The following is a 21,414-nucleotide window of genomic DNA, read 5'->3' on the forward strand; positions in this document are numbered from 1 at the left end:
TGGATATCCCACCGTATGCACGTTTCCTGCGTTTATGGTGCTCGGCGTCGGCGTCGGCGTCGGCGACGTGCCGACGTACCGACAGCCGCACCGGCGTACCGACCGCCGCAGGAGACCCTGACGCCGTTGCCCCCTCGGCCCGGACGGCCGTCGACCCTCAGCCCTGACCGCGCGCGAACCTGCGCGCGGTCAGCGGCACGAAGACCGCCAGCAGTGCCAACGACCACAGCACCACCCCGGCCACCGGATGGGCGGCCGGCCAGGCGGCCCCCGCCGCGGCCTCGCCGCCCGCGTTCCCGCACAGCTCGCGGACCGCCGTCGCGGCCGCGCTGATCGGGTTCCACTCGGCGACCGTCCGCAGCCAGCCCGGCAGCCCCTCCGTCGGCAGGTAGGCGCTGGAGAGCATCGGCAGGACGAAGGTGGCACTGCCGAGCTGCCCGGCGGCCTCCTCGCTCTTGCTGACCAGCCCGAGGTACGTGCCCACCCACGCGGTGGCGAACCGGAACAGCAGCAGCACGCCGAGCGCCGCCAACGCTCCCGGGAGGCCGTTCTCGATCCGCCAGCCCATGGCCAGCCCCACCAGCATCAGCGGAACCATCGCCACCGCCGTGGTCAGCAGGTCCGCGCCGGTCTGGCCGAGCGGCACCGCGGCCCGGCTCATCGGCAGCGTCCGGAACCGGTCCATCACCCCCCGGTGGGCGTCCTGGGCGGCCGTGAACATGCCCGTCATCAGGCCGTTCGCGGCGGTCGCGGCGAGCAGCCCGGGCACCAGGAACTCCCGGTACTCGGCACCCGGCATGGCGAGCGCGCTGCCGAAGACGTAGCCGAAGAACAGCAGCATGGTGATGGGCATGGTCTGGGTGAGGATCAGCAGGGCGGGGGCGTGCCGCGCCTTCTGGAGCTGCCGGCCCAGGATCGCCGTACCGTCGCCGAGGACGTTGCTCATGCCGCGTGCTCCTTCTGGGGCGTGGGGGTGGTGAGGCGCAGGAAGACCTCGTCGAGGGTGGGCGGGCGCAGGCTCGCGTCGGTGACGGGCACCCCGGCCGCGTCCAGCGCCCGGACGATCCGCGGCAGGGTCAGGCCCGCATCGCGCACCGTCACCCCGATGGTCAGCCGCTCCTGGTCGAGGACCGGGCGCCCGCCGGTGAGCCGGTCGAGCACCGCGGCCGCATCGGCCAGTACCTCGGGGCCGGCGACCGTGACCTCCGCGGAGGAGCCGATGCGCGCCTTGAGGGCGTCGGGGGTGCCGGTGACGGCGGCCCGGCCGTGGTCGATCAGCACGATGTCGTCGGCGAGCCGGTCGGCCTCCTCCAGGTACTGGGTGGTCAGCAGCACCGTCGTGCCCTCCTCGGCGAGGGCTCGGACCGCCGTCCAGATCTGCTCGCGGCCGGCCGGATCCAGGCCGGTGGTCGGCTCGTCGAGGAACAGCACCCGGGGGTGGGTGAGCAGTCCGGCGGCCAGGTCCAGGCGCCGGCGCATACCGCCGGACCAGGTGCCGGCGACCCGGTCGGCGGCCTCGCCGAGCCCGAACCGGTCGAGCAGCTCGTCGGCGCGGACCCGGCCGGCCCGCCCGCGGAGCCCGGTGAGCCTGGCGAACAGGCGGAGGTTCTCCCGGCCGGTCAGATCCCCGTCGACGGAGGCGTACTGGCCGGTGACGCCGATGAGCCGGCGGACGGCGGCCGGGGCGCGGACCACGTCGTGGCCGGCGACGGCGGCGGTGCCGGAATCGGGGGCGGTGAGGGTGGCGAAGACCCGGACGGCGGTGGTCTTGCCCGCTCCGTTGGGGCCGAGCAGCCCGCAGACGGTGCCTTCGGGGACGGCGAGATCGAGCCCGCGCAGGGCATGGACCTCCCCGAACCGCTTCTCCAGACCCTCACTAAGTACGGCGTACGTAGTTGTCATGGGGCGACCATACCTGACTACGTACGGCGTACGTAACTACGATGAGGGGCGAGGAACGAGGTGATGACCGATGACAGCCAGCGGGCGCTCCGCTGAACCCGAGGTGATCTGGGCCCGCCCGCAGCGGGCCGGCCGTGGGCCCCGGCCCGCGCACAGCCGCGAGTCGATCGCGGCCGAGGCGGTGCGGATCGCCGACGCGGAGGGGATCGAGGCCGTCTCCATGCGGCGCGTGGCGGCCGGGATCGGCGCCGGGACGATGTCCCTGTACAACTACGTGCCGCGCAAGGAGGACCTGTACGAGCTGATGGTCGACGCGGTCGGCGGGGAGTACGAGTTCACCCCGCCGACCGGCGACTGGCGGGCCGACCAGCTGGCGCTGGCCCGCCAGACCAGGGCGCTGATGCACCGTCACCCGTGGCTGCCCCGGCTGCTGAGTCCCGTCTACGGCTTCAGCCCCAACGCCCTGCGGTACCTGGAGCACAGCCTGGACTGCCTGGCGCCGCTGGAGGTGCCGGACGGCGAGAAGCTGGAGCTCGTCGCCGCGGTCAACGGCACGGTGGCGACCTATGTGGCGAGCGAGCTGGCGCTGGCCGAGCGGGCCCGGTCGCTGCCCTGGAGCGAGGCCGAGGAGCAGGGCGTACGGGCGGCCTGGCTCGGCTCCCAACTGGCCACCGGGCAGTACCCGAGGCTGACGGCGGCGCTCACCGGCGGCGCCGCGCCGATCACCGAGGCGCGGCCGGAACTGGCCGACGTGTTCGACCGCTCGATGACGCGGCTGCTGGCCGGCTGGGGCCGCTGAGCCGGTCCGCAGGCCGGCAGGCTGTGGCCACGGCATGGCCGAGGCCCCGCCGCTCTCCTCGGAGAGCGGCGGCGGGGCAGGAGGACGGCCCCGGGGGCAGGTGATCCCCCCGGGGCCATGGGGGGCTCAGAGCGGCAGGGCGAACTGGCCGCCCGGCCCCTCCTCCTGGTGGTCCAGGACCGAGGCCGGGCGGCGGGACCAGCGGGGCGGCGGCAGGACGCCCGCCTGCCGCAGGTCGGCCGCCGGGAGGGCCGGTGAGACCGTGAACGCCGCCCGGGCCGGGGCCAGTTCGGCCAGCAGGGACAGGGTGGTGAGCAGGCCCAGCAGCTCCGAGGTCCACTCCTGCGGCCACTCGGCCGGGCCGAGCGCCTCCAGCCCGTCCGCGTCCCGGTAGGCCGTGCGGGCGGCGAACCACCCCTCCACGACCCGGACCCCGCGCACCTCGTACTCCCATGCCTCCGCCGGCACCGGCGAGATCTGCCCGGAGCCGAGGTGGAGGGTTTCCGTCCCGGGGTCGTACGAGAGCCCGTCCGGCCGGGCCGGCACGGCCGCGCGGACGTACGGCCGGCGCCCGCCCGGCAGCCGCGGCGGCTCCCCGCCCCGGGCCCCGCGCAGCTGGACGGTCAGGATCCGGTGGCCGAGCTCCAGCCCCGCCCGCCACGTCTCCGGATCGGTGGCGAGCGGGACCTCGTACCCCCGGGGGCCGGGCCGGCCGGCCGCGAGCACCCAGGACAGGACGTCCTCCGGGGTCACCCAGGTGCGGTAGAGCCCGCCCAGGAAGTCGAGCAGGCCCGGCGCCACATTGGGCTCGGCCCCGCCGGGACGCCGGTGCAGCGGCCGGACCCGGCCCTGAGGCCCGGCCGGCAGGTGCGCCGTGACCAGCGGCTCCACATCGCCCTCCAGCAGGAACAGCTGGTGCGCGTCGCGGACCCGCCACAGCTCCGGCCGGGCCGCGTCGATGAGCCGCTGGTCCGGCAGCAGCCACTCCTCGTGGAACGGCCCGGACACCACCCGCACCGGCTCCGGGCACTCACCGGGCTCCTGGGCGAACCGCCCGGTGCGGACCCGCTGGCCCGGCAGCGCGGCCGCCCCGCCCTCCGGCGTACGCAGTCGGCTCGGCCGGAACAGCCGCTCCCGCTCGGCGGCACCGGCCGCGGTCACGGCGGCCCAGCGGGCCCGCAGCGTCGCGGCATCGGCGGCGGCGGGCCAGGCCCGGCCCAGCCGCAGCGGGGCCACCGACCAGGGCATCAGATCGTCCAGCAGCAGCGCTTCGTCGCTCACTCCGCAGATGTTAGGCGGCCTCCGGCGGACGCAAAGCGTTACGCTCCTTTTGTATGCACATGTCCCGACCCGAGGAGGCGGCCATGAGCCAGTACGACGAGTACTCGACCCCGTCCCAGGCCGAAGGCGAACGCCTGGACGAGGACATGGACGAGAAGGAGCGGCGGCAGCGCCACCCGCAGACCACGCGGACCACGCCCTCGCAGGCCGAGGGCGAGCGCAGCAAGGACGACGAGCGCAGCAAGGACGAGGAGGGCGACCGCTGACGCTCAGTGCGCGTCGACGGTCACCGTGAAGGAGAACCGGTCTCCCCGGTACCGGATCCGTGCCACGTCCACCACCCGGCCGTCCACGTCGTACGTCACGCCCGTGTAGTGCAGGATCGGGCTGAGCAGCGGCACGTCCAGCAGCTCCGCGGTGGCCGGGTCGGCGAGCCGCGCCTCCACCGTGTCCGTGATCCGGCTGATCCGTACGCCGACCACGTCCCGCAGCACCTTCGTCATCGGCCAGCGCTCCAGATCGGCCGCCTCCACCGCCGCTGCGAGCTCGGGGCGGATCGCGTTCTCCGCCCAGTTGGTGGGCTCCCCGGTGGTGCCGTCACGGCGCAGCCGCCGGTACGTGACCAGCTCCGCGGCGTCCGGGAAGTACTCGGCGAGATCCCCCGGCACCGGCCCCCGCTCCTGCCCCAGCACCGTGGTGAGCTCGCCGGACTGCTGGGCCACGATCGCGTCGACCGAGCCCAGCAGCCGCACCGGCGCGCCGCGCTGCGCCCCCGGCTCGATGAACGTGCCGCGCCGCCGGTGCCGGCTGATCAGGCCCTCCTGCTCCAGCTCCTTGAGGGCCTGCCGCATGGTCAGCACGCTCACCCCGTAGTGCTCGGCCAGCTGCTCCTCGGTGGGCAGGCGCAGTGAGGCGTCCGGGCTGCGGCCGAGTATCGAGGCGCGCAGTGACTGCGACACCTGGTACCAGAGCGGCAGCTTCCGGTTGAGTACCAGTGAGTCGGGGGCGAAGGCGGTCACGGCGGTTCTCCGTACGGATGGGGCGTGTGCAGAAATCCTCGACGAGGTCCTCGACGGGGCGACGGGGCGACGGGTCGACGGGGCGACCGGTCGAGGGTTCCTCGACGGGATCCTAGGCGCGGAAGTGGCGCTCCAGACCCTGCCAGACATCGTCGTATCCGCGCTGCAGATGACCGGCACCGGCCGCCTGCGCGGTGGCGGTGATCGGCCAGCGGGTCTCGAACATGAACGCCAGGCCGTCGTCGATCTTCTGGGGCTTCAGCTCGGCGGCGCTGGCCTTGTCGAAGGTGTCCCGGTCCGGGCCGTGCGCGGACATCATGTTGTGCAGGGATCCGCCGCCGGGCACGAACCCCTCGGCCTTGGCGTCGTAGGCACCCTCGATCAGGCCCATGTACTCGCTCATCACGTTCCGGTGGAAGTACGGCGGCCGGAAGGTGTCCTCGCCGACCAGCCAGCGCGGGGCGAACACCACGAAGTCCACTCCCGCCAGGCCCGGGGTGTCGGAGGGGGAGGTCAGCACCGTGAAGATCGACGGGTCCGGGTGGTCGTAGCTGATGGTGCCGAGGACGTTGAAGCGGCGCAGGTCGTAGACGTACGGGGTGTGGGTGCCGTGCCAGGCCACCACGTCGAGGGGGGAGTGGCCGTACGTCGCGGACCACAGGTTCCCGCAGAACTTGTTGACCACCTGGGTCGGCCGCTCGACGTCCTCGTACGCCGCCACCGGCGCCTGGAAGTCGCGGGCGGCGGCGAGGCCGTTGGCCCCGATCGGGCCGAGGTCGGGCAGCTGGAAGGGCTGCCCGTAGTTCTCGCAGACGTAGCCGCGGGCGGCCTCGCCGTCGGCGTCCAGCAGCTCGACCCGGAACCGGACGCCGCGGGGGATCAGGGCGATCTGGCCGGGGGCGGCGCTGAGCAGGCCGAATTCGGTGCGCAGCAGCAGCCCGCCGCGCTCGGGGACGATCAGCAGCTCGCCGTCGGAGTCGCTGAACACCCGGTCGGTCATGGGCGCGTTGGCCGCGTAGAGGTGGATCGCCATGCCGGTGCGCTGGGTGGCGTCGCCGTTGCCGCCGAGGGTCCACAGGCCGGCCAGGAAGTCGGTGCCGGGGGCCGGGTCGGGCAGCGGATTCCAGCGGAGCCGGTTCGGATCCGGCACGGCCTCGGTGAAGGGGGCCGTGCGCAGGCCGCCGTTGTCGATGCGGGTGAAGGGCGGGTGGGCCGCCGAGGGGCGGATCCGGTAGAGCCAGGAGCGGCGGTTGAGGGCGCGCGGCTCCGTGAACGCGCTGCCGCTGAGCTGCTCGCCGTACAGGCCGAGGGGGGCGCGCTGGGGGGAATTGCGGCCGAGGGGGAGGGCGCCGGGGACCGCTTCCGAGCTGTGCTCGTTGCCGAAGCCGGTGAGGTACTCCAGCCCCGCCGCCGTCTTCCTGGCCTGCTCGTTGCCGCTGCTCATGCGCTGCTCCCGCTCCATCGAAGGAATCCTATGGTCGACAGTAGGATTCCGCGCCCCGTCGCGTCAACGGCGCACCGGCGCGGGGGTGGGCGGAAAAGGTCGCGCACGGGGGGATCCCAAAAGATGAACATTGCTCTACTCTCTCGCGCATGTCGTGGACCCGCAGGTTCCCTGCCGTGCCGGCGGCGCTCCTCGCCGCCCTCCTCGCCCTCCTGACCCTGCTCCTCGCCGCGCCCGCGGCCCGGGCGCACGAGGAACGCCCCGTGACCTTCCCGGACGGCTCCGGATCCGTACCGGAATACCGCCGGGCCGAGCCGGACCTCATCGTCTGCAAGACCGACCGGGCCGACTTCGAGAAGCGCGTCGCCGCCTTCCCTGAGGAGCTCAGGCAGCGCAATCTCGCCCTGTTCGCCCGCTGCCTGCAGAGCGGCTACCGGCACCTGCAGGAGGCCGTCGACAAGGTCGACCGCCCCGGCATGAACATCGCGATCCTGCCCGGCCTGTACGAGGAGGAGCCCTCACTGCCCAAACCGGCGGGGGAGTGCGCCGCCCTGAAGGCGCCCAGTTCCTCGCTGGGCTACCAGATCCTCAGCTACGAGCAGCAGGTGCAGTGCCGCCACAACCAGAACCTCGTCGCCATCCTCGGCAAGACGAACCTGCAGATCGAGGGCACCGGCGCTTCCCGGCTGGACGTGGTCATCGACGCGAAGTACCAGAAGCTGAACGGGATCCGCGCGGACAAGTCCAACGGCATCTACTTCCGCAACTTCACCGCCCAGCGCACCACCTTCAACTCGCTGTACGTGCTGGCCGGCGACGGCTTCGTGATCGACGACGTGCTGACCCGCTGGAACGACGAGTACGGCTTCCTGACCTTCGCCAGCGACCACGGGCTCTACAAGAACTGCGAGTCCTACGGCAACGGCGACTCCGGCATCTACCCGGGCAGCGCCTCCAACATCAACGAGGGGCGCGGCTACGACGTGCCCCGCTACTCCATCGAGATCACCGGCTGCCGCAGCCACCACAACATGGTCGGCTACTCCGGCACCGCGGGTGACTCGGTGTGGGTGCACGACAACGAGTTCGACCAGAACATGGGCGGCGCCTCCATGGACAGCGCCTTCCCCGGCCACCCCGGACTCCCGCAGAACCACGCCAAGTTCGAGCGGAACCTGATCCACGACAACAACCAGGACTACTACCGGTACGTGGCCGACGGCACCTGCGCCAAGGACCCCATCGACCGCGGCTACGAGCAGGGCGTGGTCTGCCCGCAGATCTCCATGCCTCCCGGCACCGGCATCATCACCGCGGGCGGCAACTGGAACATCTACGAGGACAACTGGGTGTACGGGCACAGGCGCGCCGGGTTCTTCCTCAGCGCCGTCCCCGCCTTCATCCGCGGCGAGGAGTCCTGGTCGAAGCAGGCAGACACCTCCCACCACAACCGGTACGCCGGCAACGTCCTCGGCAAGGACAAGGCCGGCAACTCCCGCCCCAACGGCATGGACGTGTGGTGGGACGGCCAGGGCAAGGGCAACTGCTGGCAGGACGGCCCGGACGGCTCCAGCCCCGGCACCCTCCCGGAGTGCGGCGCGGCCCGCGGAGACGTCTCCGGCGCCTCGGCCCGGCTGGTGGGCGAACCGGCCAAGCTGGTCCAGCTGCTGGTGTGCGCCGACTACAGCGTCCAGGCCCGCCGACTGCCGGCCGGCTGCGACTGGTACGGCGCCCGCGGCCTGGAACGGGTCGAGACCCAGCTCGCCCTGGCGGTGGCCGCGGTGCTGCTGCTGGTCGGCGGCATCCTGTGGTGGCGCCGGCTGCGCGGCAGCCGGGCCGCCGCGGTGGTCTCGCTGCTGGGCCTGGCCGGCCTGGCCCTCGACGTGGCCGGCTCCACCATGCCCCTGACCGGCACCTTCGTACCGGCCCTCGCGCTGCTCCTGCTGGGCCTGTGGTGGACCGGCATCGGCCTGGCCCTGCACCCGGACCGCCCCTGGCTGGCCCGCCTCACCCTCCTCCTGGGCGCACTGACCCTGCTCGACGCCTTCGACAAGGCGGTGCTGATGATCCCCTGGATCCCGCTGAGCCCGGCCTGGCTCCGCGGCCTGGTGGCGGTGGTCTGGGTGCTGTGGGCCGTGATCGCCGCCGCCCGCCCCGGCCCCGGCCGGGTGGACGGCGGCCCCGCCACCCCGGACGCCGACCCCGCGCCCGACCGCGTCCCAGCCCCGGCCGGCCCGGCCGGCCGGGCGGGGGACACCCCGGAGGGTGCGGCGTGACCGGCCCCCACGACTCGGCCGACCCCGCCGCCTGCCAGGCCTGCGGTACGCCGCCCCGCGGGCACGGCCGGGCCCGCCGCTTCGCGGCCCTGCTCGCCGTCGTCCTGCTCCTCGCCGGCGGCACGGCGGGCTGCGGGGGACGGCCCACCACCCACCACAAGCCCGGCACCGGCCACCAGGAGGCCGGCGGCAGCACCGGCACCCTGCTGGAGGCCAAGGACCCAGCCGGCCACCGGTACCGAGAGGTCCCGGCGGCCGGCGCCCCGCAGGTCCACCTCACCGTCCGCCCGGACACCGAGGACGGCTGGAACCTCCAACTCGCCGTACAGAACTTCCGGTTCACCCCCGACAGCACCGGCGGCGCGGCCCTCCCGGGCGCGGGCCACGCCCACCTGGAGCTGGACGGCCGCAAACTGGCCCGCCTGTACGGTCCCTGGCACCACCTGCCGGCCGCGCAGGTGCCGCAGGGCACGCACACCCTGACCGTCCGCCTCTACGCCGACGACCACACCGTCTGGGCGGTCGCGGGCAAGCCGGTCCAGGCCGCGGCGGAACTCACCGCGGCCGCACCGGGGACCGCCCCCGGCCACACCCACGGCACACCGGCCCCGGGCAGCCCGGCACCGGCCCCGCCACCGGGCACCCCGGCCCCGGGTAGTCCGGCCCCGGCCGAGGCGGACCGGACGGTGACCGTGTCGGTCCGCAACGGCAAGGTCAACCCCGCCCCCGGCCGCACCGAGCTCAAGCGCGGCGAGCGCGTGGCCCTGCGCGTCACCAGCGACCGCGCCGACACCCTGCACGTCCACGGATACGACAAGGAGATCGCCCTGCCGCCCGGCCAGGAGGCGACCCTGCTCCTGACGGCCGACCGCACCGGCCTCTTCGAGGTCGAAACCCACGAGTCCGGCCTCGTCCTCACCCAGCTCGTGGTCCGGTGACCCGGGTGAGGTCGAGCGGAATCCCTCTGGGCCTGCCGGCCCCCGGCCGTGGGCAGTCCCTCGCCCACGGCGTGGGCTCGACCCACGACCTGCCCATCTCTCCCTTCTACGCGTTCGCCGGCGCCTTCACCGCCCTGTTCGTCTCCTTTCTCGCCCTCGGCCTGCTCTGGTCCACCTCCCGCTTCCGCGGCGACCGGTCCGGCCGCCCGCTGCCCGAACGCCTACAGCTCCTCATCGACGCCCCCGCCACCCGCACCGCCCTGCGGGTGCTCGGGCTCGCCGCCACCGTCTTCGTCCTGCTGCACCTCCTCCTCGGCCCCGACGACCCCGACCGGAACCCGGCGCCCGGTGCCGTCTACGTCCTCCTCTGGGTCGGCCTGGTCCCCGCCTCCCTCCTCCTCGGCCCCGTCTGGCGCCTCCTCAACCCACTGCGCACCCTGCACGGCCTCCTCGTCCGAGCCCGGCACCGCAAACCCGGCCGCCGGCCCCCCGGCGGCCCGGCCACCGAGCCAGGCGACGCCGTGCCCGCCGGCCGGCCGGCAGGCGACGCCGTGCCCGGCGACGCCGTGCCCGCCGGCCGGCCGTTCCCGGCCGCCCCCGGGACGCGGCCCGCCGATGACCCGCCCGTCGGCGCCGCGCCCGTCGGCCGGCCGCTCCCGCCCCGCCTCGGGATCCGGCCCGCCGCGCTCGGACTGGTCGGCTTCACCTGGCTCGAACTCGTCGCCCCCGACCCCGCATCGACCACCACCCTCCTGACCGCTCTCACCTGCTACGCCGTCGTCCAGCTGCTGTTCGCCGCCCGCTTCGGCGAGCGCTGGTTCGCCCGCGGAGACGCCTTCGAGGTGTACTCCGCGCTCCTGTCCCGGCTCTCCCCCCTCGGCCGCCGCAGCGACGGCCGCCTGGTCCTCCGTAACCCCTTCCACGGACTCGACGCGACACCCGAGCAACCCGGACTCGTCGCCACCGTCTGCGTCCTGCTCGGATCCACCGCCTACGACGGCTTCTCCGACACCCCTTCCTGGATCAATACCGTCCAGACCTCCCCCCTCGGCCGCACCCCCACGGCCACGCTCGGACTCCTCGGCTCCGTCCTGCTCGTCGCCGCCCTCTACTGCCTGTGCGCCGCGGCCACCCGCCTGGTCTCCGGCCCGCTCCCCGGACCCCTGACCGCCTTCGCGCACTCACTCCTGCCGATCGCCCTCGGCTATCTCGTCGCCCATTACTTCTCCCTCCTGGTGACCGAAGGACCACGCACCGTAAGCATGGCACTGGGCACTGACAACGCCTCCGCACCCGCTCCGTTCCTGGGCCCCGGCGGTCTCGCCGCCCTCCAGGTCATCGCCGTGGTCACCGGCCACGTCCTCGGTGTGATCGCCGCGCACGACCGCTCCGTACGCCTCTTCCCGCCCGCCCGGGCCGTCGCAGGCCAGCTCCCGCTCTTCGTATTGATGATCATCTACACCATCGGCGGAATAGGCCTCCTGCTGAACTGATCGACATCGAGGAGCGGCATGATGGACCCCGTGCCCCCAGTGCCTCCCGCCCACTCCCTCCGCCGCGCCCCGATCCAGCAGCGCAGCGCCGACCGGCTCGCCCGGATCCTCGACGCCTGTGCCGAAGTGCTCGACGAGACGGGTTACGAGAACCTCAGCACCCGCGCCGTGGCCCTCCGCGCCGGCGTGCCCATCGGCTCCGTGTACCGGTTCTTCGGAAACAAGCGGGCCATGGCCGACGCCCTCGCCCACCGCAACCTCGACCGCTACGCCCAGGGCATCGCCGACCGGCTCGCTCTGCTGCCGGCCACCGACTGGCGGCCGGTCGTGGACGCCGTGCTCGACGAGTACCTGGCGATGAAGCGGAGCGTCCCCGGCTTCGTCCTGGTCGACTTCGGGGTGCCCGCCCCGCCGGCCGAGGAATCGCCCGCGGACCCCAACCACCTGGTCGCCGCCCGCCTCACCGACCTGCTCTGCACCCACCTCGGCCGGACCCCGGACACACCGCTGCGGCGCGCCGTCCTGGTCGCCGTGGAGGCCACCGACGCCCTGATCCAGCTGGCGTTCCGCTCCGACCCGGCCGGTGACCAGGACATCGTCGACGAGACCCGCGCGATGATGCAGGCCTATCTCGCCCGCGTCCTGGACTGAGATCCGCCGGACCCTCCCCGCCGTGCCTACCGGTCGGTATGCTCGGGGCATCCGCGTGCCGCAGCCTGCCGCCCCCAGGAGGGCCCATGCCCAGCGCTCCCCGCACCGCCCTGCGCATCTGCCCGCTCTGCGAGGCCACCTGCGGCCTCACCCTCACCCTCGCGGGCACCGCCGTCACCGGCGCCCGCGGCGACCGTGAGGACGTGTTCAGCCGCGGCTTCATCTGCCCCAAGGGTGCGGCTTTCGCCGGGGTCGACGGAGACCCCGACCGGCTGCGGACCCCGCTGGTCCGCCGCGACGGGCAACTCCGGGAAGCCACCTGGGAGGAGGCGTACGACGCCATCGCCGCCGCCGTATCCGCCCTGGTCGGGGAGTACGGAGCGCAGTCCGTCGGCGTGGTCCTCGGCAATCCCAACGTGCACACCATGGCCGGGGCGCTCTACCCGCCGCTGCTGCTCAAGGCCCTGGGCACCCGCAACCTCTTCACCGCCAGCACCCTCGACCAGATGCCCAAGCACGTTTCCAGCGGACTGCTCTTCGGCGACCCCTTCGCCATCCCGGTCCCGGACCTCGACCGCACCGACTTCCTGCTGCTCCTCGGCGCCAACCCGGTCGAATCCAACGGCAGTCTGTGCACCGCGCCCGACTTCCCCGGCCGGCTCAAGGCCCTCCGGGCCCGCGGCGGCACCCTGGTGGTCGTCGACCCGCGGCGCACCCGCACCGCCGGGCTGGCGGACCGTCACCTGGCCCCGCGGCCCGGCAGCGACGCGCTGCTGCTCGCCGCCCTCGCCCATACCCTGCTCGACGAGAAACTCGCCGATCCCGGCCCGCTGGCCGAGCAGCTCGACGGGAACCTCGGGGAACTCGCCGCCGCCCTCGCCCGTTTCACCCCCGAGGAGGTCGCCCCCGCCTGCGATCTCCCCGCCGCGGAGATCCGCCGGCTGGCCCGCGACCTGGCCGCTGCCCGCACCGCCGCCGTCTACGGGCGGATCGGCAGCTGCACGGTCGAGTACGGCACCCTCGCCAGCTGGCTGGTCGACGTACTCAACATCCTCACCGGCAATCTCGACCGTCCGGGCGGAGCCCTCTTCCCGCTCTCCGCGACCGCCCCCGCCCCCAGGGCAGCCGGACCGGGCAAGGGCTTTGCGCTCGGCCGCTGGTCGAGCCGGGTGTCCGGCCACCCCGAGGCCAAGGGCGAACTCCCCATCGCCGCCCTCGCCGAGGAGATCGACACCCCGGGGGAGGGCCGGATCCGCGCGGTGATCGCCATCGCCGCCAATCCGGTCCTGTCCGCGCCCGACGGGCAGCGCCTCGACGCGGCCCTGGCCGGCCTGGACTTCATGGTCTCGGTTGACCCCTACCTCAACGAGACCTCCCGCCACGCCCATGTGGTGCTGCCCCCGCCGCCGCCCTCGCAGAGCGCGCACTTCGACTTCGCGTTCAACGGATTCGCCGTGCGCAACCAGGCCCGCTTCAGCCCGGCCGCCGTCCCCCTGGAGGCGGGCCGGATGGACGAATGCGAGATCCAGGCCCGCCTGATCCTCGCCGTGTCCGGCATGCACGGCGCCGCCGCCCCGGCCGCCGTGGACGACATGGCGATCCGCGGGACCCTGGCCAGGGCCGTCGCCGATCCCGGCTCCCCGCTGCACGGGGACGACCCGGACCGGCTCGCCGGCCTGCTCACCGGCACCTCCGCGGCCGAACGGCGCCTGGACCTGATGCTCAGGCTCGGCCCGTACGGCGACCTGTTCGGCGCCGCCCCGGCAGCCGAGCCGGCCCCGGCGGACGCCGCACTCAACCTCCAGCGCCTGCTCGACCACCCGCACGGCATCGACCTGGGCCCGCTGCGGCCCCGGCTCCCGGGCCTGCTCAAGACGCGCAGCGGCAGGATCGAGCTGCTGCCGGAGCCGATCGCCGCCGAACTCCCCAGGCTGGGCGCGGCGATGGCGGAACGCCCCACCGGCCTGGTGCTCGTCGGCCGCCGGCATCTGCGGTCCAACAACAGCTGGTTGCACAACGTCCCGGCCCTCACCGGAGGTTCCAACCGCTGCACCCTCCAGGTGCATCCCGATGACGCGGGCCGGCTGGGCCTCGCGGACGGGAAGACTGCCCGGATCAGCGCCGACGGCGGTTCGCTGGAGGTTCCCGTGGAGATCACCGACAGCGTGCGCGCCGGGGTGGTCAGCCTGCCCCACGGGTGGGGCCACGACCGGCCGGGCACCCGGCTGTCCGCCGCCTCCGCCGAGCCGGGAGTCAATGTGAACCAGCTGCTGGACGGCAGCCGACTGGACCCGCTGTCCGGGACCGCCGTCCTCAACGGCTTCCCGGTGGAGTTGACACCCCTGCCCTGAGCTGGGGTTTTGCTCGTATTGCTCACGGGTTTACGTCTTGTTAACGCGATCCGACGACACCTACGTTCCCTCCATGCTGACCATCCTCGGATTCGCCATGATCGCGACATTCCTCGTCCTGATCATGATGAAAAAGATGTCGCCGATCGCGGCACTCGTGCTCATCCCCGCGCTGTTCTGTGTCTTCGCCGGCCAGGGAGCGCAGCTGGGCGACTACGTCATCGAAGGCGTCGGGAAACTCGCACCGACCGCCGCCATGCTGATGTTCGCCATCGTCTACTTCGGCCTGATGATCGACGTCGGGCTCTTCGACCCGATCGTCCGGGGCATCCTGCGGTTCTGCAAGGCGGACCCGATGCGCGTCGTCGTCGGCACCGCCGTGCTGGCCGCGATCGTCTCCCTCGACGGCGACGGCTCCACCACCTTCATGATCACGGTCTCGGCGATGTACCCGCTCTATAAGCGGCTCGGCCTGAGCCTGGTGGTGATGACGGGCGTGGCCGCCACCGCCAATGGCGTGATGAACACCCTGCCCTGGGGCGGCCCCACCGCCCGCGCCGCCACTGCCCTCAAGGTCGACGCCGCCGACATCTTCGTCCCGATGATCCCGGCCCTCGCGGTCGGCCTGCTCTTCGTCTTCGTCCTCGCCTACGTCCTGGGTGTGCGGGAGCGCCGCCGGGTCGGTTCGCTGGTCATGCCCGGCGAGGAGACCGCGGAGACCCCGGCGGAAGCCCTGGTCACGGCAGGCGCCCCGGGCGCCTCCGGCGCCCCCGCAGCCACGGCCTCCGGAGCCTCCGGGTCGGCCGGAAGCCCCTCCGGCTCCTCTGATGCCTCCGGTTCCTCCGGCTCCTCCGGTTCCTCCCCCTCCTCCGGCGCCTCTGGTCCGACCATTGCGACCGGTACGGGTGACGATGCCGCGGCCGCCGCGTCCGAGCAGGGCGGTTTCCAGGGGCTGGACCCGCACCGGGCCACCCTGCGCCCCCGCCTCTACTGGTTCAACGCCGGGCTCACCCTCGTCCTGCTCACCGCGATGATCATGGAGCTGCTTCCCATCCCGGTGCTGTTCCTGCTCGGCGCCGCCCTCGCGCTCACCGTCAACTTCCCCAAGATGCCCGAGCAGAAGGCCCGGATCGCCGCCCACGCCGAGAACGTCCTCAACGTGGCCGGCATGGTCTTCGCCGCCGCCGTCTTCACCGGGGTCCTCAGCGGCACCGGCATGGTCAAGCACATGGCCGACTGGCTGGTCGAAGCCGTCCCCGAGGGCATGGGCCCCCACATGGCCCTGGTCACCGGCCTGCTCAGCCTGCCGCTCACCTACTTCATGTCCAACGACGGCTTCTACTTCGGCGTCCTGCCGGTCCTCGCCGAAGCCGGCGCCGCGCACGGGGTCTCCCCGCTGGAGATCGCCCGCGCCTCGCTCGTAGGCCAGGCCCTCCACATGTCCAGCCCGCTGGTTCCGGCCGTGTACGTCCTCGTCGGCATGGCCAAGGTGGAGTTCGGCGACCACACCCGCTTCACCGTGAAGTGGGCCGCCCTCACCTCCCTCGTGGTGCTCGCGGCAGGGATCGTTTTCGGCATCATCTGACCCTGGCGCGCAGAAAACTACCGACGCTAGTTTGTAGGGTGTTCGCGAGGTTCGATGCGCTGGTGGCTCGGGAGGAATGCGATGAAGGCCCACGACGGCATGTACATCGGCGGGGAATGGCGGCCTGCCGCCGGACGGGACCGGATCGAGGTCGTCAACCCCGCCGACGAACAGATCCTCGGCGGCGTCCCGGCCGGCACCGCCGAGGACGTCGACGCGGCGGTACGGGCGGCCCGCGCGGCCTTCCCGGGCTGGGCGGCCACCCCGCCCGCCGAGCGCGCGGCGAGGATCGCCGCCCTGCGCGACGTGCTGATCGCCCGCAAGGGGGAGTTCGCGGAAACCATCACCGCCGAGCTCGGCTCCCCGCGCGGGTTCTCCGAGATGGTGCACGTCGGGGCACCCATCGCGGTGTCCTCCTCCTTCGCCGAGCTGGGGGCCTCCTACTCCTTCGAGGAGCGCATCGGGAACTCCACCGTGCTGCTCGAACCGGTCGGTGTGGTCGGAGCGATCACCCCCTGGAACTACCCGCTGCACCAGATCGTTGCCAAGGTGGCACCCGCTCTCGCCGCGGGCTGCACGGTCGTCCTCAAGCCCGCCGAGGACACCCCGCTGACCGCGCAGCTCTTCGCCGAGGCCGCGGACGAGGCCGGCCTGCCGGCCGGCGTCTTCAACCTGGTGACCGGCACCGGCCCGGTCGCCGGGCAGGCGCTGGCCGCCCACCCGGAGGTCGACCTCGTCTCCTTCACCGGCTCGACCGCCGTCGGCCGCCTCGTCGGCGCCACCGCCGGCGCCGCGATCAAGCGCGTGGCCCTCGAACTGGGTGGCAAATCGGCCAATGTCATCCTGCCCGGGGCCGACCTGGCCAAGGCCGTCGCGACCGGCGTCGGCCATGTCATGAACAACTCCGGCCAGAGCTGCAACGCGCTCACCCGGATGCTCGTCCACCGGGACCAGTACGAAGAGGCCGTCGCCCTCGCTGCCGACGCGGTCGCCAAGTACCCCGTCGGCGATCCCCGGGATGCCGAGACCCGGCTCGGCCCCGTGATCAACGCCAAGCAGCGGGACCGCGTCCGCGGGTACATCGTCAAGGGCGTCGAAGAAGGCGCCCGCCTGGTCGCCGGCGGATCCGAGGCGCCGCGCGAGCAGGGCTACTTCGTCGCGCCCACCGTCTTCGCCGACGTGACGCCCGAGATGACCATCGCCCAGGAGGAGATCTTCGGCCCGGTCCTCGCGATCCTCCCGTACGAGAACGAGGAGGACGCCCTCCGGATCGCCAACGGCACCGTGTACGGGCTCGGCGGGGCCGTCTGGGCGGCCGACGAGCAGACGGCGGTCGCCTTCGCCCGCCGCATGGACACCGGCCAGGTGGACATCAACGGCGGCCGCTTCAACCCGCTCGCCCCCTTCGGCGGCTACAAGCAGTCGGGTGTCGGCCGCGAGCTCGGCCCGCACGGCCTGGCCGAGTACCTCCAGACCAAGTCCCTGCAGTTCTGACCGCCCCGACGGAGAAACCACCATGGTCCGCGCCGCCGTACTGCCCGCCGTCGGAGTCCCCCTGGAGATACGGGAGATCGTCCTGCCCGATCCCGGTCCCGGGCAGGTCCGCGTCAAGCTCGCCGCAGCCGGGGTCTGCCACTCCGACCTCTCCCTCACCAACGGCACCATGCGGGTGCCGGTGCCCGCCGTCCTCGGACACGAGGGCGCCGGCACCGTCCTCGCCGTCGGCGAGGGCGTCACCCATGTCGCCCCCGGCGACGGAGTGGTGCTGAACTGGGCGCCCTCCTGCGGCCGGTGCCACCACTGCACCATCGGCGAGGTCTGGCTCTGCGCCAAGGCCCTCGCCGGAGTCGGTGACATCTACGCCCACGACACCCAGGGCACCGAACTCCACCCCGGCCTCAACGTCGCCGCCTTCGCCGAAGAGACCGTGGTCGCGGCCAACTGCGTGCTGCCCGCCCCGGCGGGCATCCCGCTCACCGAAGCCGCCCTGCTCGGCTGCGCCGTGCTCACCGGATACGGCGCCGTCCACCACAGCGCCCAGGTCCGCCCCGGCGAGTCGGTGGCGGTCTTCGGCGTCGGCGGGGTCGGTCTCGCCGCGCTCCAGGCCGCCCGGATCGCCCAGGCCGGCCCGGTGATCGCGGTGGACGTCTCCCCGGCCAAGGAGGAGCTGGCCCGCGCCGCCGGCGCCACCGAGTTCGTCCTGGCCTCCGACACCACCGCGAAGGAGATCCGCGCGCTGACCGCCGGACAGGGCGCCGACGTGGCCGTCGAATGCGTCGGCCGCGCCGACACCATACGGGCCGCCTGGGAATCCACCCGGCGCGGCGGCCGCACCACGGTCGTCGGCATCGGAGGGAAGGAACAGCAGGTCACCTTCCACGCCCTGGAGATCTTCCACTTCGCCCGCACCCTCACCGGCTGCGTGTACGGCAACAGCGACCCCGCCCGCGACCTCCCGGTGCTCGCCGACCACGCCCTGGCCGGCCGCCTCGACCTCGGCGCGCTGGTCACCGACCGCATCGGCCTCGAGGGCATCCCCGCCGCCTTCGAGACGATGCTCGCCGGGAAGGGCGGCCGCTCGCTGGTGGTCTTCTAGGAGGGACAGGCGGCGGCTGCGGGGGCGGCATCTGCGCCCCCGCCCGCCCCGGGTCCCGCTAGCGAGCGGTCGCGGCCGGGCCCATCGCCTCGTACTGGAGGGTCAGGCCGTCCAGGAGGGCCTGGAGGCCGGTTTCGAAAGCGCCCGCGTCCACCTCCTGCTGGCGTTCCGCCAGCAGGTGCGCCCGGCCCAGGTGCGGGTAGTCCGCCGGGTCGTAGGCGGCTTCGTCGTCCACGAAGCCGCGGGCGAACGAGGCCACCGCCGAGCCCAGGATGAAGTACCGCATCAGGGCGCCGATGCGGGTGGCCTGGGCCGCGGGCCAGCCCGCCGCGGTCATGGCGCCGAACACCGCGTCCGCCACCCGCAGTCCGGCCGGCCTGCGGCCCGGTCCGCGCGCCAGCACCGGCACGATGTTCGGGTGGTCGGCCAGCGCGTCCCGGTAGGAGTGCGCCCAGTCGTGCAGCGCGGTCCGCCAGTCCCGCGGATCCTCCTCGCCGAACATCGACAGGTCGACCCGCGCGCTCACCGCGTCGGCGACCGCCTCCAGGATCTGGTCCTTGGTGCGGAAGTGGTTGTAGAGGGAGGGCCCGCTGACCCCCAGCGCGGCCGCCAGCCGCCGCGTGGACACCGCTTCCAGCCCTTCCGCGTCCACCAGCGCGCCCGCCGCCTCGACGATGCGGTCTCTGCTGAGAAGGGGCTTGCGCGGTCTGGCCATGCGCCACATAGTAAGCCGTGCCCGCCATAAACTACCGCTGCTAATTAACGCACCGTGCGAGGGGTGGCCATGAACCTGGAGCTGAGCGAGGAGCAGACCGCCGTACGGCGGCTCGCCCGCGAGTTCACCGAGCGCGAGATCGCCCCGTACGCCGCCGAGTGGGACCGCGCCGAGAGCGTCGACCGCGCCCTCGTGAAGAAGCTCGGCGAGGTGGGGTTCCTCGGGCTCACCGTCCCCGAGGAGTACGGCGGCTCGGGCGGCGACCACCTGTCCTACGTCCTGGTCACCGAGGAGCTCGGACGTGGCGACTCCGCGGTGCGCGGCATCGTCTCCGTCTCCCTCGGCCTGGTCGCCAAGACCATCGCCGCCTGGGGGAGCGAGGAGCAGAAGCGGGAGTGGCTGCCCCGCCTCTGCGCGGGCCACGCGCTGGGCTGCTTCGGCCTCACCGAGCCCGGCACCGGGTCCGACGCCGGCAGCCTCACCACCCGGGCGGCCCGGACCGGGGCCACGTACGTCCTCAACGGCGGCAAGACCTTCATCACCAACGGCACCTGGGCCGACGTGGTGCTGCTCTTCGCCCGTACCGACCCCGACGAGCCCGGCCACCGCGGCGTCTCCGCCTTCCTCGTGCCCGCCGACACGCCCGGCCTGACCCGCCGCGAGATCCACGGCAAGCTGGGCCTGCGCGGCCAGGCCACCGCCGAGCTCGTCCTGGAGGACGTCGAGGTGCCCGCCTCCGCGCTGCTCGGCCCGGAGGGCAAGGGGTTCTCGGTGGCCATGTCGGCGCTCGCCAAGGGCCGGATGTCGGTGGCGGCCGGCTGTGTGGGCCTCGCCCAGGCGGCCCTGGACGCGGCCGTCGCGTACGCAGGGCAGCGCGAGCAGTTCGGCAAGCCCATCGCCCGGCACCAGCTGGTGCAGGAGCTGATCGCCGACATCTCGGTGGACGTGGACGCCGCCCGGCTGCTGACCTGGAGGGTCGCCGATCTCATCGACCGCGGACGGCCCTTCGCCACCGAATCGGCCACCGCCAAGCTGTTCGCCTCCGAGGCGGCGGTCCGCGCGGCGAGCAACGCCCTCCAGGTGCACGGCGGTTACGGCTACATCGACGAGTACCCGGCCGGCAAACTGCTGCGCGACGCCCGCGTGATGACCCTGTACGAGGGCACCAGCCAGATCCAGAAACTGCTCATCGGCCGTGCCCGCACCGGGGTTTCCGCCTTCTGAGTACCCGCGGTACCCGTCGTACGCGCGGTCTGAGTAGCTGCGCGGATGCGGCCCGGCCCGGGTCGCCGCGATCGTGGACCCATGAACGAGACACCGGTCAAGCAGCAGAACACCGGCGCGTACTTCGGCCAGGCCGTCGCATCCTTCGCCATCGCGCTCCTCGCCGTGGCCGCCGGGATCTACAACATGGAGGCGGATGCCTGGGTGCGCGCCTTCATGGGCATCGCCGTGCTCTACCTCACCACCTCGGCCTTCACCCTCGCCAAGGTGATCCGGGACCGGCAGGAGGCCGACCAGATCGTCAGCCGGGTCGACCAGGCCCGGATGGAGAAGATCATGACGGAGTACGACCCCTTCCACCCGAAGCCGCCGAAGGCCTAAGCGCTTGCTCACCCTCCGGTAGGGTGTTCCTTTCACACGGCGGAGAGGTGAGCGAGCGATGGACAGCGCGGTGGAGACCGGCGGCAGCGGCGACGGGTACGTGCCGTGGTCGGAGGTCGCCCCGGACGCGGCCCGGCGACTGCTGATCGCGGCCGTGGACGCCTTTGCCGAGCGCGGGTACCACGCCACCACCACCCGCGACATCGCGCAGCGCGCCGGCATGAGCCCCGCCGCCCTCTACATCCACTACAAGACCAAGGAAGAGCTGCTCCACCGGATCAGCCGGATCGGCCACGACAAGGCCCTGGAGATCCTCCGGACGGCGGCCGAGGGTCCCGGCACCGCCGCCGAGCGGCTCGACGCGGCCGTACGGTCCTTCGTACGGTGGCACGCCGCGCACCACACCACCGCACGGGTGGTCCAGTACGAGCTCGATGCTCTCGGACCGGAGCACCGCTCCGAAATCGTGGAGCTGCGCCGGCAGAGCGATGCCGCGGTACGCCGCATCCTCGCCGACGGAGTCGCATCGGGGGAGTTCGACGTCCCCGACCTGCCCGGCACCACCCTGGCCGTGCTCTCCCTCTGCATCGACGTGGCCCGCTGGTTCAACGCCGCGGGCAACCGCACGCCCGACGAGGTCGGCGCGCTCTACGCCGACCTCGTGCTCCGCATGGTGGGCTCGGCCGGGAGCGTCGCGGCCGGCAGCGACGCGGAACCGGCCCGGCAGTAGCTCGGTAGGCCGGCCGTGGCTCAGCGGGC

General features: G+C 73.2%; 19 protein-coding genes. 13 read left to right on the forward strand and 6 right to left on the reverse strand.

All coding sequences use genetic code 11. From position 1 onward, the window contains the following. Positions 1 to 157: 157 nt before the first annotated feature. Together AB0447_RS24575 and AB0447_RS24580 are read right to left on the reverse strand one after the other, a co-directional pair. Positions 158 to 946 (reverse strand): ABC transporter permease, encoded by a 789-nt coding sequence (locus AB0447_RS24575; protein ID WP_366478897.1) that lies wholly within the window; start codon positions 944 to 946, stop codon positions 158 to 160. Further along, positions 943 to 1,902, reverse strand: a complete 960-nt coding sequence (locus tag AB0447_RS24580; RefSeq protein ID WP_366478898.1) for an ATP-binding cassette domain-containing protein — start codon at positions 1,900 to 1,902, stop codon at positions 943 to 945. Before AB0447_RS24580 ends, AB0447_RS24575 begins: the two co-directional genes overlap by 4 nt. A 70-nt stretch (positions 1,903 to 1,972) precedes the next feature. Here AB0447_RS24580 and AB0447_RS24585 point away from each other — a divergent pair, with 70 nt between their 5' ends. Further along, on the forward strand, positions 1,973 to 2,701 hold the full coding sequence (locus tag AB0447_RS24585; protein WP_366478899.1) for a TetR/AcrR family transcriptional regulator: 729 nt from the start codon (positions 1,973 to 1,975) through the stop codon (positions 2,699 to 2,701). Between the two features lie 126 nt (positions 2,702 to 2,827). On the opposite strand, the gene AB0447_RS24590 is transcribed toward AB0447_RS24585, so the two are convergent. Then, positions 2,828 to 3,949 (reverse strand): type ISP restriction/modification enzyme, encoded by a 1,122-nt coding sequence (locus tag AB0447_RS24590; RefSeq protein ID WP_366478948.1) that lies wholly within the window; start codon positions 3,947 to 3,949, stop codon positions 2,828 to 2,830. Between the two features lie 116 nt (positions 3,950 to 4,065). On the opposite strand from AB0447_RS24590, the gene AB0447_RS24595 reads away from it, so the two are divergent. Continuing rightward, positions 4,066 to 4,248, forward strand: a complete 183-nt coding sequence (locus tag AB0447_RS24595) for a hypothetical protein (protein ID WP_366478900.1) — start codon at positions 4,066 to 4,068, stop codon at positions 4,246 to 4,248. Positions 4,249 to 4,251: 3 nt separating this feature from the next. On the opposite strand, the gene AB0447_RS24600 is transcribed toward AB0447_RS24595, so the two are convergent. Then, on the reverse strand, positions 4,252 to 5,001 hold the full coding sequence (locus AB0447_RS24600; protein WP_366478901.1) for a GntR family transcriptional regulator: 750 nt from the start codon (positions 4,999 to 5,001) through the stop codon (positions 4,252 to 4,254). Positions 5,002 to 5,113: 112 nt separating this feature from the next. After that, positions 5,114 to 6,463: a homogentisate 1,2-dioxygenase gene (gene hmgA, locus AB0447_RS24605; protein ID WP_366478902.1), complete on the reverse strand. Its 1,350-nt coding sequence runs from the start codon at positions 6,461 to 6,463 to the stop codon at positions 5,114 to 5,116. A 131-nt stretch (positions 6,464 to 6,594) separates the two neighbouring features. Here hmgA and AB0447_RS24610 point away from each other — a divergent pair, with 131 nt between their 5' ends. From AB0447_RS24610 to AB0447_RS24645, 8 genes are all read left to right on the forward strand, one after another. After that, on the forward strand, positions 6,595 to 8,721 hold the full coding sequence (locus AB0447_RS24610; RefSeq protein WP_366478903.1) for a right-handed parallel beta-helix repeat-containing protein: 2,127 nt from the start codon (positions 6,595 to 6,597) through the stop codon (positions 8,719 to 8,721). An 89-nt stretch (positions 8,722 to 8,810) separates the two neighbouring features. Then, entirely contained in the window at positions 8,811 to 9,659 is an 849-nt protein-coding gene (locus AB0447_RS24615; protein ID WP_366478949.1) for a hypothetical protein, read from the forward strand. Positions 9,660 to 9,664: 5 nt separating this feature from the next. Beyond that, positions 9,665 to 11,152 (forward strand): hypothetical protein, encoded by a 1,488-nt coding sequence (locus tag AB0447_RS24620; protein WP_366478904.1) that lies wholly within the window; start codon positions 9,665 to 9,667, stop codon positions 11,150 to 11,152. 21 nt (positions 11,153 to 11,173) lie between these two features. After that, positions 11,174 to 11,803 (forward strand): TetR/AcrR family transcriptional regulator, encoded by a 630-nt coding sequence (locus AB0447_RS24625; RefSeq protein ID WP_366478950.1) that lies wholly within the window; start codon positions 11,174 to 11,176, stop codon positions 11,801 to 11,803. A gap of 86 nt (positions 11,804 to 11,889) precedes the next feature. Beyond that, a complete protein-coding gene (locus tag AB0447_RS24630; protein WP_366478905.1) occupies positions 11,890 to 14,154 on the forward strand; it encodes a molybdopterin oxidoreductase family protein in 2,265 nt (754 codons plus the stop codon). A 73-nt stretch (positions 14,155 to 14,227) separates the two neighbouring features. Beyond that, positions 14,228 to 15,739, forward strand: coding sequence for a citrate:proton symporter (locus AB0447_RS24635; RefSeq protein ID WP_366478906.1), 1,512 nt, complete (start codon positions 14,228 to 14,230; stop codon positions 15,737 to 15,739). A gap of 81 nt (positions 15,740 to 15,820) precedes the next feature. Continuing rightward, positions 15,821 to 17,233 carry an aldehyde dehydrogenase family protein gene (locus tag AB0447_RS24640; protein WP_366478907.1) on the forward strand — a complete coding sequence of 471 codons (1,413 nt, stop codon included), beginning with the start codon at positions 15,821 to 15,823 and terminating at the stop codon, positions 17,231 to 17,233. A gap of 22 nt (positions 17,234 to 17,255) precedes the next feature. Continuing rightward, positions 17,256 to 18,335, forward strand: a complete 1,080-nt coding sequence (locus AB0447_RS24645; RefSeq protein WP_366478908.1) for a Zn-dependent alcohol dehydrogenase — start codon at positions 17,256 to 17,258, stop codon at positions 18,333 to 18,335. Between the two features lie 58 nt (positions 18,336 to 18,393). On the opposite strand, the gene AB0447_RS24650 is transcribed toward AB0447_RS24645, so the two are convergent. Further along, positions 18,394 to 19,050 carry a TetR/AcrR family transcriptional regulator gene (locus AB0447_RS24650; RefSeq protein ID WP_366478909.1) on the reverse strand — a complete coding sequence of 219 codons (657 nt, stop codon included), beginning with the start codon at positions 19,048 to 19,050 and terminating at the stop codon, positions 18,394 to 18,396. Between the two features lie 69 nt (positions 19,051 to 19,119). Between AB0447_RS24650 and AB0447_RS24655 the strand changes: the two genes are divergently transcribed. The 3 genes from AB0447_RS24655 to AB0447_RS24665 all read left to right on the forward strand — a co-directional run bounded on the left by AB0447_RS24655 (position 19,120) and on the right by AB0447_RS24665 (position 21,385). Next, on the forward strand, positions 19,120 to 20,274 hold the full coding sequence (locus AB0447_RS24655) for an acyl-CoA dehydrogenase family protein (RefSeq protein ID WP_366478910.1): 1,155 nt from the start codon (positions 19,120 to 19,122) through the stop codon (positions 20,272 to 20,274). A gap of 81 nt (positions 20,275 to 20,355) precedes the next feature. Next, positions 20,356 to 20,655, forward strand: coding sequence for a YiaA/YiaB family inner membrane protein (locus tag AB0447_RS24660; protein WP_366478911.1), 300 nt, complete (start codon positions 20,356 to 20,358; stop codon positions 20,653 to 20,655). Between the two features lie 58 nt (positions 20,656 to 20,713). Next, a complete protein-coding gene (locus tag AB0447_RS24665) occupies positions 20,714 to 21,385 on the forward strand; it encodes a TetR/AcrR family transcriptional regulator (protein WP_366478912.1) in 672 nt (223 codons plus the stop codon). Positions 21,386 to 21,414: the final 29 nt, after the last annotated feature.

This window comes from Streptomyces sp. NPDC051211, assembly GCF_040689505.1.
In the GTDB taxonomy this organism is placed as follows: Bacteria; Actinomycetota; Actinomycetes; order Streptomycetales; family Streptomycetaceae; genus Streptomyces.